This window comes from Microcoleus sp. PH2017_08_TRC_O_A (assembly GCF_020738665.1).
In the GTDB taxonomy this organism is placed as follows: domain Bacteria; phylum Cyanobacteriota; class Cyanobacteriia; order Cyanobacteriales; family Microcoleaceae; genus Microcoleus.
This window is the reverse complement of record NZ_JAEQCE010000011.1, coordinates 12152-26935: the sequence shown is the minus strand read 5'-3', so window position 1 is coordinate 26935 and position 14784 is coordinate 12152. Positions and strand designations below refer to the sequence as shown.

Annotated in this window: 12 protein-coding genes; 6 read left to right on the top strand and 6 right to left on the bottom strand. The window is 45.3% G+C overall.

What is annotated here, in order from left to right; translation table 11 throughout:
- Positions 1-30 precede the first annotated feature (30 nt).
- Complete coding sequence (locus JGK22_RS04725; RefSeq protein WP_293205371.1) at positions 31-1731, top strand: sulfotransferase; 1701 nt, start codon at positions 31-33, stop codon at positions 1729-1731.
- A gap of 274 nt (positions 1732-2005) precedes the next feature.
- Here JGK22_RS04725 and JGK22_RS04720 read toward each other — a convergent pair whose 3' ends face one another.
- The 4 genes from JGK22_RS04720 to JGK22_RS04705 form a co-directional block, all read right to left on the bottom strand.
- A complete protein-coding gene (locus tag JGK22_RS04720) occupies positions 2006-2236 on the bottom strand; it encodes a hypothetical protein (protein ID WP_293205373.1) in 231 nt (76 codons plus the stop codon).
- A 339-nt stretch (positions 2237-2575) separates the two neighbouring features.
- Positions 2576-2788 carry a hypothetical protein gene (locus tag JGK22_RS04715; protein ID WP_293205377.1) on the bottom strand — a complete coding sequence of 71 codons (213 nt, stop codon included), beginning with the start codon at positions 2786-2788 and terminating at the stop codon, positions 2576-2578.
- A gap of 34 nt (positions 2789-2822) precedes the next feature.
- Positions 2823-3080 (bottom strand): hypothetical protein, encoded by a 258-nt coding sequence (locus JGK22_RS04710; RefSeq protein ID WP_293205379.1) that lies wholly within the window; start codon positions 3078-3080, stop codon positions 2823-2825.
- A gap of 605 nt (positions 3081-3685) precedes the next feature.
- Positions 3686-4258 (bottom strand): hypothetical protein, encoded by a 573-nt coding sequence (locus JGK22_RS04705; RefSeq protein WP_293205381.1) that lies wholly within the window; start codon positions 4256-4258, stop codon positions 3686-3688.
- Between the two features lie 447 nt (positions 4259-4705).
- Here JGK22_RS04705 and JGK22_RS04700 point away from each other — a divergent pair, with 447 nt between their 5' ends.
- The 3 genes from JGK22_RS04700 (at position 4706) to JGK22_RS04690 (ending at position 10538) form a co-directional block, all read left to right on the top strand.
- Positions 4706-4921, top strand: coding sequence for a hypothetical protein (locus tag JGK22_RS04700; protein WP_293218412.1), 216 nt, complete (start codon positions 4706-4708; stop codon positions 4919-4921).
- A 332-nt stretch (positions 4922-5253) separates the two neighbouring features.
- The gene (locus tag JGK22_RS04695; protein WP_293205384.1) at positions 5254-8163 is read left to right on the top strand and encodes a DUF3854 domain-containing protein; all 2910 of its coding nucleotides are present in this window, start codon (positions 5254-5256) and stop codon (positions 8161-8163) included.
- Positions 8164-9068: 905 nt separating this feature from the next.
- The gene (locus tag JGK22_RS04690; RefSeq protein ID WP_293205387.1) at positions 9069-10538 is read left to right on the top strand and encodes an IS66 family transposase; all 1470 of its coding nucleotides are present in this window, start codon (positions 9069-9071) and stop codon (positions 10536-10538) included.
- A gap of 171 nt (positions 10539-10709) precedes the next feature.
- Here JGK22_RS04690 and JGK22_RS04685 read toward each other — a convergent pair whose 3' ends face one another.
- Together JGK22_RS04685 and JGK22_RS04680 are read right to left on the bottom strand one after the other, a co-directional pair.
- Complete coding sequence (locus JGK22_RS04685; protein ID WP_293205389.1) at positions 10710-11666, bottom strand: nucleotidyl transferase AbiEii/AbiGii toxin family protein; 957 nt, start codon at positions 11664-11666, stop codon at positions 10710-10712.
- The gene (locus JGK22_RS04680) at positions 11663-12379 is read right to left on the bottom strand and encodes a DUF6088 family protein (protein ID WP_293205391.1); all 717 of its coding nucleotides are present in this window, start codon (positions 12377-12379) and stop codon (positions 11663-11665) included. Before JGK22_RS04680 ends, JGK22_RS04685 begins: the two co-directional genes overlap by 4 nt.
- A 427-nt stretch (positions 12380-12806) precedes the next feature.
- Between JGK22_RS04680 and JGK22_RS04675 the strand changes: the two genes are divergently transcribed.
- Both JGK22_RS04675 and JGK22_RS04670 read left to right on the top strand, forming a co-directional pair.
- Complete coding sequence (locus JGK22_RS04675; RefSeq protein ID WP_293205392.1) at positions 12807-13757, top strand: hypothetical protein; 951 nt, start codon at positions 12807-12809, stop codon at positions 13755-13757.
- Positions 13754-14527 (top strand): HIRAN domain-containing protein, encoded by a 774-nt coding sequence (locus tag JGK22_RS04670; protein WP_293205394.1) that lies wholly within the window; start codon positions 13754-13756, stop codon positions 14525-14527. Before JGK22_RS04675 ends, JGK22_RS04670 begins: the two co-directional genes overlap by 4 nt.
- Positions 14528-14784: the final 257 nt, after the last annotated feature.

The following is a 14784-nucleotide window of genomic DNA, read 5'->3' as shown; positions in this document are numbered from 1 at the left end:
CCCAATCTAAAATCCAAAATCTAAAATCGTATGACTCATGTTTCCATTGTGATGACAGTCTACAACCGAGAATGCTATCTAGGTGCCGCCATAGAAAGCATTCTTGCCCAAACATATCCCAACTTTGAACTGATAATTTGGGACGACGGTTCCACAGATAACTCTCTCAACATAGCGCGCAGCTACGCCAAACTCGACTCCAGAATTACAGCCCTCGCCGCCGAACACCGAGGCGTCAGCTATTCCCTCATGGGTGCTATCAGACAAAGTGCATTTCCCTACTTTGGCTGCGTGGATAGCGACGATTTGCTGGCACCAAAAGCACTCACAGAAACAGTCCCTATCTTAGATGCCAACCCGCAAGTTGGAGTGGTTTACACCAACTATTTAACCATCGACGAAAACGACTGCGTAAGCGGCGAAGGTGAACTCTGCAAAATCCCCTATTCGCCAGAACAACTGTTAGTAGATCCGATCGTCTTTCACTTCCGCTTAATCCGGCGATCGGCTTACAATATTTGCGGTGGCGTTGACCCCAATTTTGCCAGCGCTTTTGATTATGAATTGTGTTTGCGACTGAGTGAAGTTACAGAAATTAGAAAACTCGACAAACCGCTTTACTATTATCGCATCCACCGACACAATTTTTCCCGCCAGCATCGAGTCGAGCAAATATTATTGTGCCGCACCGCTGTCGAACAGGCGCTGCAACGCCGCGGGCTTGCCGATAAATTGGAGTTGGGAGTGGAAGTTCAAGGTCAATTTCGGTTGCGTTCAAAGCAAGTTAAGGATAAAGTAGAGCAGAGCAATTTTTTTGGTGCGAATGCTAATTTACTCAGCAACAAATCAACCGCATCAAGTCCGATTTTTGTACTCGGAGCCGAACGTTCGGGGACAACTCTCCTACGTTTAATGCTCACAGCGCATCCAGATATCTGCATTCCCCCTGAAAGTCTGTTCTTTGTGGCACTAGAGTCTAAATACGGCGCTGTCAAGGACTTGTTGCCTCAAATTGAAGAATTTTTAAATGACCTTTACAACAACAATTTTCACAGGTTTTGGGAGTGGAATGTTGACAAAAAACTTTTATTAAATAACTTGACAAATAACCAGCAATTAAGTTACGGTCGAGCAGTTTCTACGGTTTATGAAACTTACCGCCAGCAATTTTACCCGACAGCTTCGATTTGGGGAGACAAGAATCCTTTTCACATTTATCAATTAGGAAAAATCAGGAGATATTTTCCGGGTGTTAAGGTGATTTTGATTGTCCGAGATTTTCGGGCTTGTTACAGTTCTGTTAAAAAATTAGTAGCAAGAGAGCAAGAAAGGGGGGAAGTGTGGCCGGGGATAAAAACGATAGCGGGACTGACGCACCAGTGGAATCAAGTTGTTAAAATTATTGAAAAATATCATCAAAAATGGGAGCAATTTTATTTAGTTTCTTACGAAGATTTGGTGAGGGAGCCGTCAGCACAGTTGGCTAAAATCTGCAAGTGGGTTGGGGTAGATTTTCAGTCATCAATGTTGGACTTTTATCAAAAAAATGCTGATTCAGGTTTAGTTCCGCCGAATCAAATGGTGTGGCATCCGAATACTTTAGAGCCGGTTGGGAGTGACAGAATTAATGCTTGGCAAGATGAGTTGAGTGTTTCTGAGTTGGAGACTATTGAGTTGATGAATTGGAAGAATTTGGAAAAGTTGGGGTATAAATGTACTTCATTATTTTAGCAGGCAAGTTGATGGGCGATCTTAAGAGAGTATTCCGATTTTAGAAAAATATTAAACTTCCAAATCGGGATGTTCCCATCGTTTAGGGCGATCGCTCTTCTAATTATTCTCATTCTTAGCTATCAATAAGCTACAATCATTCTTGGAGTCAATCCGCTTTTATGCTAAGCTAAGTAAATCGGAGGTTTAGGATGTTGTTACTCCGTCAAGCCGCCATATATCGCTGTTCCCCGATGATGACAGTGACTGGGATGTCATAGATGCTTCCAAATACTTAGAAATTGAGCTCATCAATTGAGCACTGACGGCAATTGGATCTTGAATATTGAATCTCTCTCAGATGCCCAAATTTATCGCTAAAATTAATAGCTTTACCCTCAATAGTTCTTGCTTGAGCCACTGCTTTTCGTAAAAATTGTCGCTCTGTATCATCTTGCATTCCCGTAAAAAATGTACAATTAACTTCGTCGCTAACTCCTTTGCCGAAACTAACATTTGCTATCATAAACCAATCGCTGGTTTAGGAATATCTGACAGCCTCAAATTGCCGGATTAATTTTGTTGGTAATTCGCTTAATGTTTCTGATTTTACCTTGAACTTATGGCAACTCATAAAACATGATTGTACAGCTCAATTAGCAATGAATGGAGTGTGTTTGAGAGCAGGCATCCTAACTGTCAAATCTGGCACGATTGTCGGGAACTCACCCAATTCGCAGCTAATCCATGCCGCTCGTTTGCCGATCGAGATCAAGAATCCCCGAACGCGATCGCCTACCATCCACAAAAAACAAAACTCGCCCAGCAGGGGGGTCGCTGGGCTATGAACGTGAACGGTAGACAGCTACTCTAGGTGCCGATCAATTAGGGCAATGAGTTGAGCGATCGCCTTCTGTTCTTCTAGAAGTAGTTCCTTAAGCTGGCGCATCTGCTCTTGGTTGGGCGGACGGTGTACCAAATCATCAACGAAGTCAAGGATTGGAGACTTTCTCAAAGGTCTACCCAAGGCAGCTTCATCTCGCAAGCGCTTGGTTCGCTCTAGCTTAGACCGTTGCAATCGGTTTTTCTGCTGGCGGCGCGCGATAAGTCCGTCAAGTCTTTGACATTCGTTTCCAGTCCTCTTCATCTCCATATATGTCTTTCACTTGTTGTTTTAACTCAGTTATCTGCTCGGTAAGACTTGCCACTTGATCTTCAATGGCATCTGTCTTATCTTCCTGGATTTCCAAGGAAATCTCCACAGATTCGACGTATTCTGTTAACTTTTGTATGGGATCTGGTTGGGGCGTATCACCGTTAGGCGACACGCCGTTAGACCCATTACTGTTAGACCCGTTGCCGTTGGTCATAATCATTCCTCGCGGGTATCTGATGGAAGAAACTGGCGATCGCTTTTGATACAGATAAAACTATCGCCAGCTTTGCGGAAGAAGTTGTTACCAAGTTTTATGCCAATTAGTTAGTTGAATTCAATGGGATTCGCTTAGTAAGAATGCTCATAAATTCACCCTCACTTGGAGCAGGCATAAGGAAACTCCACTCGCTGATATGAGCGAACTGTAGTCTGTAAAGCCAGCGAATCGTGTATGTCACCCCGTAGCTCGATCCAAAAACCATTACCCTTACCCGTTCACAGCCATCTGAGTGAGCTGGCAAACTGTCCACACCCCTGATGAGCGAAGGTAAAGTATCGTCTGGACTAGGCACAAAATCCAGATTTTGCGAATAAACCAATTGCGGCGTGAAACTTGGTGGCGTTACCAACCCAACATCAAAGTTTGTTGTCATAATTCGAGCCTCCTACTCGTTCTAGGGGATTAGTCGTGTGGGGGATGTTCCAGATATTCTGGGGGGGGTGATTAGTTGTAGGTTGCATAATTGCCCTATAAAAAAACTCAACCCATTAACCAGAATCAAAGAAAAATTGAGACGGCATCTTCTATCAACTCAAGAATTAATCGTTCCTCCCACTTCCTGGTACGGGTGCAGTTTCAGTTTCGGATTGATTAGACCCTGCAACCACGATGCAAGTACACAACGCAGCAGCTAACTGGTTTTGTTCGACACGACAAAGAACTCGCACTGTCGGAAACCAAGGCTGCAAGTGCGATAAATCGTTGTTGACGCTCCCCGAATACGCTTGGAATGGATCGCTTTCCAAACAAATGAAGGTTCGCAAAGCGTAGAGTTCATCGAAATTGAGTCCATCCAATCGGTTGATTAGAGATTCCAGGGAATATTTTTTGGGTGTCGTATATCCAGTAATCGCTTGTTCCCCCAGTTCCCACCAACTCATCATGTTGGCTTGTTCTGTGGGACATATGACCTCCGACTTGCGGACGCAGATGTAAACTGGGTGCCCGTATTCGAGAACCGGGTTGTCTTGGTCATCCAGCAAGCGACCGGTGACGGTTTCCGAACGAATGTCCGTTACTTCGATGCGTCCCATTGTGGTGCTGACGCAAGGGTTGGGTATTTCGACAAAGCTGGGTTGGGCTGGCGATGGCTGCCCGTAATCTGCGAACATAGAGGAAATCTCCATTTATTTGTGAGTGCCAAACCCCGCCCCAGAAGATTGCGAGTCAGAGGGGGCGGGGTTTGGTTTGTTTCTTTGTATGCCCGCTAACGCCAATCTGCGAAAGTTTTGCGAGCATTCGGTTCAAGGCGCTTTCAAGTTAGTTTTGGACAACAAAAGGGGTAGTTTTATGGATGACCCTTTAACGCCAGCGCTGACTTTGGCGTGCATAAATGTATAGTAACAACAGGTAAGGTACTTGTCAATCCCTACATTACCATTGAATATGTGGAGTCCCGCAGACAAACTGAAACAACAGGTAAGGTACTTATCTAGTTTTAGTGTACCTAAATAAAAAGCAAGCTAGTACAGGGTAGAGTTTAAGAAAGTGACAACCTTCTTAACACTTGTATGCCCTCTGATAAACCTCGAATAACCCTTTACCTGGACCAGCAGGATATGGAGCACCTAGGGGCTTGGGCTGATAAGGAGTTTTTAACAGTACCCCAACTGACACGAGTGGTAGTTAAGCGAGCTATAGCGGAATACCTAAAACAAAACCCTTCTAATCCCCCAACCCCCAAACCGGACAGCACCCATGACTCACCAACAGAAACCGCCCCGCCAGCCACCAAAGCCAAGCGGGGCAATAAAAAGAAAACGACTGAGCAGTAAATGACACCGAAATTAATCGGCTTTCCCTGCCATCGCTGTCACTCTAAGCAATAGGTGCGAGTTTGAAATCTGACTCGAATTCTTCAAAACCACTGAACAGCCCGCAGCGACCAGACCAGAAAAAAAAAAAAGAGTCCGCTATCTATTGAAGAGACGGCAGACAAACAAATTAATAAAAAAATTATAAGACCATCATAGTTCATATCTGCCATTACCGCAAACTTTACACCTTTGTAAATTAACAGCAGTGAAAGCAGGGCCGTCTCTTCTACATATAGCGGGTTTTTTCACAAAAACCAGTGAGCACCGCTATGAGTAGCGAGAGAGGATTTATGAACGTTGCACACCAAATTCAATCTACGCATCTTTCCCCCAAACACAAGTCCCACATTGAGAGCCGGGGACTGCTAAACGATTGGAGTTCCGTCAACTGCCGCACCGTATCTGCTGATGAAGCATCAGTATATTTGGGTTATACGGCGAAATCCGGCGGCATCCTATTTGTGGGCAAAACCACACAATTCCAATTCAGACCCGATAAACCTTGGAAATCCTCCGGCTGCAAAAAAGCACCCAAATATCGATCGCCCGTTGGTGAGTACGACGCATTTTTGCCCCAGCATCCCACCGATAAAGATTACTGGGACGCAGAAAAACTCAAAGAATCTTGCTACCACATCAACGACCATCCTTACCTCATCATCACAGAGGGAGCATTTAAGGCGATCGCGGGATGCAGCCACGATTTACCGACAATTGCCTTGATGGGCATCAGCATGGGGCTGACTGCCAAGAAGAGCGATTTGCAGAACAAGCGCTATCTCGTTCCCACATTAGAATTCTACGCTCGTGCTGGTTTTGGGTTCATCATTGGTTTTGATGCGGATGCAGCGACTAACCCAAACGTCATTTGGGAACAGCGAAAACTCGGCCACCAGTTGCTCAAATTTGGCGTTCCCGTCCGCAGCGTTACGGGACAATGGGAACCAGGCACTGAGGGAGAAACCAAAGGAATGGACGATTTCATTCAGAGAAAAGGAATAGAAGAATTTCGGCGGATGCTGGCCCGTTCCGTGCGGTTCGAGGACTGGGAAAGCTCGCTCAGCGACGGCAACAGCCCCCCCAAATTCTCCCTCAAACCGCCCGCACCGCAAGATCTCGGGGCCCAGTTTGCTGAAGATTTGCGCGACAGGCTCTGCTACTCTGAGGAACACAAATCTTGGATGAAATACGAACTCCAGCACCGGGGAGTTTGGGGCGCTGTTAGCGAAGATTACGTACTGAGCGCAATTCACGGGCTTTGCAAGACTCGGGGGACTGTGCCGAACAACGCCTACTGCGCCAACGTTCTGGGGGCGATGAAGCGGGAGCTGTACGAATTCCAGTGGGGCGAGCGACCCTCAAACGAACTGCTGCCCTTTGAGGATGGGGTGCTAGAAATCGACAACAACCAGTGGCACGAACACGCCCCCGGCTTCCGGCTAACTTGGTCGCTGCCACGCTCCTACAAAGGAAGCGCCGTTAACACTGGATGGGCAAAAATCAACGACTGGATGAATCAGGCAACCGACGGCAACCAGAACAAAAAAGAAATCCTGCTAGCCTTCATTGCGGCCAGCTTGCGCGGTATGTCTTCCTTGCAAAAATTCTTCATGCTGAATGGGCCTGGAGGAACCGGAAAAGGGCTTTACACCCGGCTAGCCACCATGATTGTCGGCGAACGAAATACTTGGATCGGGAACCTCGAAGACTTAACCAAAGCAGACAAAGTGGCGGAATTGCAAACGAAGCGGCTGGCCGTTTTTGACGACCAAGAAAAGTACACTGGCAACTTGTCAAATTTCAGGTCGCTGACGGGCGGGGGGCTCCTTAGCGGTCGCAAACTTTACCAAAACGCGGTCAGTTTCCGCTTTCCGGGGCTGGCCCTAATCACCGCAAATCAGCCGTGTTTCCCCGCCAGCGGTCTGTCTTGGTTGAAGCGCCGAATCATACAGGAGGAATTTCGCTATACCCCAGTCAAGCGAAATACCAAACTCGAAAAGGAATTGGAGCCGGAACTGGGCGCGTTCACCCAGTACCTACTGTCAATCCCGGTTGCCGAAATCGAGCGCATCTTGAGCCAGGAGGGCTGCGGTATCAACGGCACTTTCTGGACGGACAGGGTGCGGGCCGACCCGATGGCATCGTGGGTCAACGACTGCCTCATACACGACCCAGCAGCCCAAACCGCGATCGGGGGCGACAAAGATGAATGGAAGGACGACGATTACAAGGCCGCCAAGTCCACCCTATTCGGTTCTTACCACCACTACTGTCGCAGTGCCGGATACAGCGCCAAAGGTAAAAACAACTTCTCAGCAGACTTGGTAGAGCTTTGCCAGTTCGTCCTTGAATGGAAAGATGTTTTGAAAGATCGGGTCACTTCTGGCACGGTAATCAAAGGATTGCGGTTGCGGACGGATGCCGACACCAACATTGCCACCGTGGAAGATTTGTTATCTCAAAATGTAGACCTAGGTCTGCATAATGTAGACCTAGGTCTGCAAAATGCAGACCTGAATGTAGACCTAAAAACTTTAGCAGACAAGGCTTGTGTAGACTATGTAGACCTAAACCAAAAACTTTTGGAAAAAATAGAAACTGAAATTTTACCGCCGATATCAGGTTCGATGCCGATATCAGGTTCGATCTCGCCAGCCACTGATTCAAACCTCAACAAAGATGATTCTGAGAAAGTTATCCCCTCTCAGGTCTACACGGTCAACACAAACCATACAGACCAAAGTATTGAGCCTCTGGATGGTCTACATTCGGGTCTGCATTCAGGTCTACATTCAGGTCTGCATTCAGGTCTGCATTCAGATGACACGTCACCTTCTGAAGTTCCAATCCCGTCGCCAGAGTCAGAGCAAGCACCACTAATTGACTCGATCGACGCCGAACAGCAGATGGCAAAGCAAGTATCGATCGAAGCCACAGACAAATTTGAACCCGCCGTTAACCTAGAGTTAGTTGAACAGATAGTCGAGGGGGTGCTCCAAGCGATCGCAGAAAATGACCCCGCAGCGGCTAGGAAAGCTGTTGCACCTATAAAACGTGACCCGACAGGCGACCTCAAGACAGCAGTTAAAAATTCCTTGACTGATGAGGAAAATGCAGCTTTCAAGGTTTTGGTTGCCAAGCCACAAACCTCATCTGAGCCTGGTGCAGAGTCGGAGCCACAAACTCCATTCGATAGTTAGCAAATATTCCGTCGCATGGATCGCCCAATGGTTGACTACCGAGTCAGATCCTTTGGTACGCGATCGTATTTCCGATTTGTTGCGCCGAGTCGGATCGCCCAGACTAAACCCAAATTCTGCCTCGGTTTTTAACCCACCTCATCCCAAGGGGCTAGTTTTACGCTGCCAATCCAAGAGAGCCGGTTACACTTGGCTTGCTTGGACAGATTTACCTCGGTTTTCCGGTTCTCCATTTGGGTCGAAAAAACTGAGATTTCCATACCCCCAACTATTCCGTAACTGAGAGCGTAAAAAACGGCGCAATGCGGAGTAAGTAAAGACGCGCAAGTTTTGTGTGTCCATGCCCCCCTGTAGTATTTGCCTGAATCTGGGTTTTTGGCAAGATTGGCTTCCTATTCAATGCAGGTTTTGACAATCTAAAAACCCTTGTAATCCTTATCCTGTATCAATTTTGGATAAATAGAATAAAATGGATATAAGTGTAACGTTCATAGACAAAAGTACAACATTCGCGGACAAAAATGAGATGAAACTGTACGAAAATGGATGAACTGCGAACGAATGTTGTCACATCAAGTTTGGTGTAATTTTAGTATTGGTAAATCTAGTTTGGTTGCAGTTTGGTATCGCTCGATTGCAGTAAAATCTAATTTGGTTGCTCCTGAAAATCGGTATCATTAAGCACATTTTTTCGTAAAATTGTGCAAATTGTCGATCGAAAAACCGTAGTTTATTGGAGGCGTCCGGTAGGAAGTTTTTAAGGAGAGTTTGTGCGGTAGATTTTTGTAAGGCGTGAATTACACTTACAAATGCTAGCTACGGGACTGCCACTTTGATGATTGTGCGTAAGGATTCAGGTAAAAAATAGTGAGCGTGAGAGCCGAAAAATATGGTAATGTAGTCAGATGAGCGAAAAGTCAGAGTTATCAGCAGCACTAAAATTAGAAATGGTTGACCAGTTGAGCCGTGAGGAGCTGGTCAAAATTGTGCTAACCCAACAGAAGCTGATTGAAAAATTACAACAAGAGCTCGAAAAACTCAAAGAGAGACAGCCCAGTAATAGTAAAACATCATCAAAACCACCATCGAGCGATCTGATACAGAAATCAGAGACAGCCAAAGTTGAAAACTCAAAAGAGTCAGAGTCAGAGTCAGAGTCCCAACCAAAACGCAAAGCAGGAGGACAGCCGGGACATATCGGTAAAACCCGAAAAGGATTTGGGCGAGTAGATAGATATCAAATCAGCACCCCTGATTATTGTGAGCATTGTGGTAGCCATGAATTAAGTGATGCGATTGGTTACAGCAAGCAGCAAGTAGCGTGTTTAGCAGCCTTACCAATTGAAGTGGTGGAATATCAACGAGTCAAATGTCAATGCAATGAATGCGGAGCAATGTTGATGGGTGCACCAGCATCCGGGATAGTTCCAGGACAAGACTTAAGTATCGACCTACAAGCATTATTGAGCTGGTTAGGTAATTATGGGCATATATCCTATGAAAAACAACAAGAATTTCTACGGGAATTAGGTGGAATTGAAATTGGGATCGGTACTTTACAAGCAACGAATGCGCGGGTAGCTGATGCTGTAAAGCCTGCCGTTGAAGAGCTATGGAAATGGGCACCATTGCAAGCCAACGTCCATGTGGATGAAACTCCGTGGTGTGTCAAGGGAGTCAAAGAATGGTTGTGGACAGCCACAGGTCAAGATTTTTGCCTGTTTCATGCTGCGGATACTCGAAGTAGAGCCGAATTAGAGACGATGCTGGGGCATGAATTTGCTGGAGTGTTGAGTTCCGATGATTTTAGCGTCTATAACGGTGTGATTGTTGGAGCACAGCAGAAATGTTTAGCCCATCTACGACGACATTTTAAGAAAGTTCTGCAAATAAACCACGGTAATAACACTGTCGTCGCTTCTGCATTTTTGGAATTAATTGATGAGGCATTTCGACAACATCGCCTAGGGCGGGAACACCCCCAAGAGATTGATTATCACACTTGGGCAAGGGATTTTAAGACCCGGTTGGCAAAATTGTTAGATACTTGGCAAGGTCATGTCGGTCATGCTGCTGGACTGTTATTGCGCTCGTTGCGTGAGAAAGCACATCAATGGTGGTACTTTTTAGACCATCCAGAAATTCCCCCTGATAATAATTTGGCAGAACGTTCTTTGCGATTAGCCGTGACTAAGCGTAAGGTATCTGGCGGTTCCCGGTCAATGTCTCGGTTTGAACAAACTGCTGATTTGTTATCTGTGATTCAGACTTGTCGGTTTCAGGGTAAAAGCGCAATGGCTTTTTTCCGTGATGCTATGTCTGCCCATTCTTGTAACTTTTTTATGCCTTCTCTTATTCCTCAATCAAAGACCTGAATCCTTACGATTGTGCAATTCGTTTGTGAGTCAAGAGACCTTTTGCAAAAGTCAGCCTTAAACCGAACACCAAACGTAAGGATTCAGGCCGATCGCTTTTCGATTTTCACATTTTAACCTCAAATCCAAATTATAGCAGGTTTGAGCGATTAGTATTGCATGTCGCAATAACTAAAGTTGGTTCCGCAGTTCAGAAAAACAAGCTTCTATTTCCTCCCATGTTGGATAATTGCCATAGCATAAATTTTCGCACTGCTGCTGATATTCCTTGGCGATTTCTTGGCGTAATTCTCCTATGGGAAACAGGGCGATGCTGTTGCAAAATGTCAAGTTTTCAGGCGGGTCATATTGTTGTGGGAATTCTTGCTGGCTGAGGAAATCGCAATTTTGCTTGAGGTCGCTATATTCTCCACTCCCTAACATTTGCTGAACTTCTGGTGCCTGTGCTAAACAAAACAGGTCATAATAATGACGAGTTGCTGCTCCTAAAGGAACTTCTTCACGCTGGTATTGCCTTACTTTGGCATGAATGGCAAAGAGTTTTTCTACAAAAGTGCGCCGGAAATGCAGCAAAGTCATCGAAAAAGGCGATTCATCTTCAGCATTAAGGCTATCATTAATTTCGCGGAGAAATTCAGCCAGATAGGACGACAGCGAGACTGTTTGCAACGGATAAGTACCGCTGCGAGTTCCCATCTCTAGAAACAGACGCGAGCTAATTGTCCCCATCCCAGCAAATTGTTGAGGGTAGTTAAAATAGCTGTGCCGATAGATTCCTCGCTTGGATTGAGATTGGTTTAATGTTAATCTTGGATGCTGGCTGACGGCAGTTTCTATTGCTTTCAACTCTTTGTCAGCTCGACTTTCCCCGTATCGTGGGATAAACGCATCTTTGTTCAAAAATAAGTCAATATCTTCGGAGAAGCGTTCGATGAGCTTCCATCCTTTTGAAAGGCTCGTTCCTCCTTTAAAAATAACTTGATTTTGCCACTGACTCGCTACTATTCGCAGCGCTTCAGTGACATAGTAATCTTTTTCGATGAATGCTTCGGTAAGATTGAGGTTGGCAAAGTGTTCTCTGGCAGCCAGGATAGCATCGCGAAAATCGGGAGATTCGCAAAGTTTCATTTTGCTTGCCATTCCTGAGCATAACAAAGGTTTCTCAGAATCCCAAAGTCAAACCGGGAAATCGGATTTAAGTTTTGGTGAAGTTGTTGGAGTTGCTGACGGCTTTTACCTAGTTCTTGACCAATTGCGCCTAGCATTGCTCGCACGCGAGGAGGTTCGGCATCTGCTACGGCTATTAAGCGCTCAAAGCTCACGCCCTCACGAAAGCACTCTAGCAGGCGTTGCTTAGTTTGCTCAGGTGATAATTCGCTCAGCTTTGCTCTCGACCTCAACAAATCCAGCAACGCTGCTTCTGTGTTAGAGAGATGTTTCCATGTTTCAGGCCTGCGGGTGTGAACTTTCGCCCGATCGCCGATAATGGTACGGGGAACGCTATTTGCGGTCGTCGCAAACTCACTTTGTATAGAGTTTTGAGTGGTAAATCCCAAAAGGTTGGCAGCGCTAAGTCCTGCTGGCTGTAGAGTTTGAGCGATCGGCAATTTTTGAATCTCACTTTGAGAGGGGCGGCTGATGCCAAAGCGCGTTTGGCGGGGCCGATAATAAAGTCCTTTACTGACTCGTTCTAGCGTTCCTGTTTTTACCATGCGGGAGAGGGTTTTGCTAACCGCAGTTGGCGGTAGTCCAGAAAAGTCAGATAGCCGCCAGTAACCTTCTCCCTGTTGCTCTATTTGCCGGTGAATCAGCGCGGAGGTATTAACTCGAATCGGTTTCATGGCTTGAATCCAATATTTAGCCTCACTTGTATTATTCTTGGAGCTGCGCGTGATGTCAAGTTTTTTTGCAAAAAAACTTGACAACTTAAGCAAAGGCTGTTTCATAACCCTCTTCTGTCATTCTCCGAAAACAAAAATAGAATGTAACTTTTAAAACTTTTACTGGGATTAGCTTTGTGGCTTTATTTTTTAATACGATCGATACAATCAGTGCTTGAGAGTAAAACTCTTATTTGGCAAGGGTTATACCTTTTCTAGCTTTGGCTCTATTCTTGCTTCCCTTCTGAGTTTTAACTTGTGTTCTTGCATTTTGATAAAATCTCTCAATTCTTGCCCAAGCTCTTTCAGTGTGAGCTTGTCAAGCCTGAGAATTGACACTTTCCTCGACTCTACCTCTCGGCTGTACCCCGAATAAGCTCTCCAATTTATGTCCGATGAATTCCCCATCATTATTGTCACCCCTCAAGCTTATGAACTCTCTAATCAGGAAGCAATGGGGAGCAAGTATAAGTTTTGGTTTGAACACCCAGAACTCGGTCGTTGTCTGTACAAACAAGCAAGACTTGACTTAGGCGAAGATTGGGCAGAGAAAGTAGCCTCCCAATTGTGTGAATTACTGGGACTTCCTCATGCGAATTATGAACTGGCTGCCACAAGTGAGGGTAATCGTGGTGTAGTCTCTTCTTACTTTTTACCCAATGGTGGCACCCTCGTTCACGGTAACGAACTTCTCACCCCGATCGTACCCAATTACCCCACCTTTGCAACCTACAACCTATCACAACATACAATTGATCTAGTTTTGAGAGTGCTCTCTGACGAATCTGTGAACTTACCTATTGGTTGGACAGCGCCGAGCGGTGTTTTCATCGCAGTGGAAGTGTTTGTCGGCTACTTGCTATTAGATGCGTGGATAGGCAATGGCGATCGCCATCACGAAAACTGGGGAATTGTCCGAAATAAGGTAGTATCTACTATATCCGAAACAGTACACCTAGCGTCTACTACATCCGAAACAGCACACCTAGCACCCACTTACGATCATGCCTCCAGCTTGGGTCGCGACCTCTCGGATGAACAAAGGCAAAAACGCTCTGTAGAGGCTTATGCTAACAAATGTTTCTCGGCATTTTATGGCAGCGTTGGCGATAAAAAGCCCCTCAAAACTGTTGATGTATTTGACCGTGCTGCACGTCGCTATCCCAATGCAGCGTATATATGGCTGGAGCGACTTCAAAGTATCTCAAAGGCGAATATAGTGGATATTTTTAATCTAATTCCTAGCACTCGCATCTCGCCGGTTGCAGCCGATTTTGCTCAAAAAATTCTGGATTTTAATGAACACAAACTGCTTAACTTGAGGAAAACGTTACCGTGAAAACACACTCAGCGCTTTTTTTGGCGTGGCAAGATCCAAATAGCCGTTTCTGGTTTCCCATTGGCAGGCTAACATTTGACGGAGCCAACTATCAATTTGCTTACACGCAAGGCGTTTTAGAAGCTCAACAAAAATGCGATTTTGAACCATTACTCTCGTTTCCGCGCTTCGGTGAAGTATATACATCAACCTACTTATTTCCCGTATTTGCGAATCGGTTGATGCCGAAAAATCGCCCAGATTACTCAAGTTTTATTCACTGGCTGAATCTTTCTCAGCATGGAAGCGATCCAATTACCATGCTAGCCCGCAGCGGTGGGCGGCGAGAAACAGACACACTCACTGTTTTTCCTATTCCTGAGCAAGATTCTGACGGGCGGTATCGCTTCCATTTTTTCTCGCATGGGTTGCGATATTTGCCACCCTATGCAATTGAGCGAATTAACAGCTTAGAGTCTGGAGAAAAGTTGTGGTTGGCTCACGAATTTCAAAATTCCTATGATTCTAAAGCATTGGTTTTAAATACAGAAGACCAGCAAGTCGTCGGCTATTGTCCGCGATATTTGAATAGTGAATTTTTTGAACTTCTATTGAGGAATCCCAGTTGCGTAGAGGTGCGCGTAGAGCAAGTCAATCAACCGCCGACACCCTTCCAGTTTCGACTGCTGTGCAACATAACGGCTCAAGGCTCTAATGACTTTCGCCTTTTTTCAAGTTATGAATATCAATCCCTTATAGATGAGAAAGCAACTGCTTTAACCCTTAACTAATGAATGATAAATCGGGAATTATATTTTGCTTTGAGAAGGGAATCAAAAACTCTTCTACAACCTACATTCCGCACTTCTTAACATAATCAGAAATGCTTTTGCGGAAAACCGTTATTCCAGGAATTTAACCTGCAATTATTCTCAATAACAATTATTATAGGGGGAAATAAATAATAATTTTATAAGCAATATATTTAATACTGTAAACTTTGCTCAGCAAGGTTTACAGCTATTTTTTTATACAAATTATCAGAATA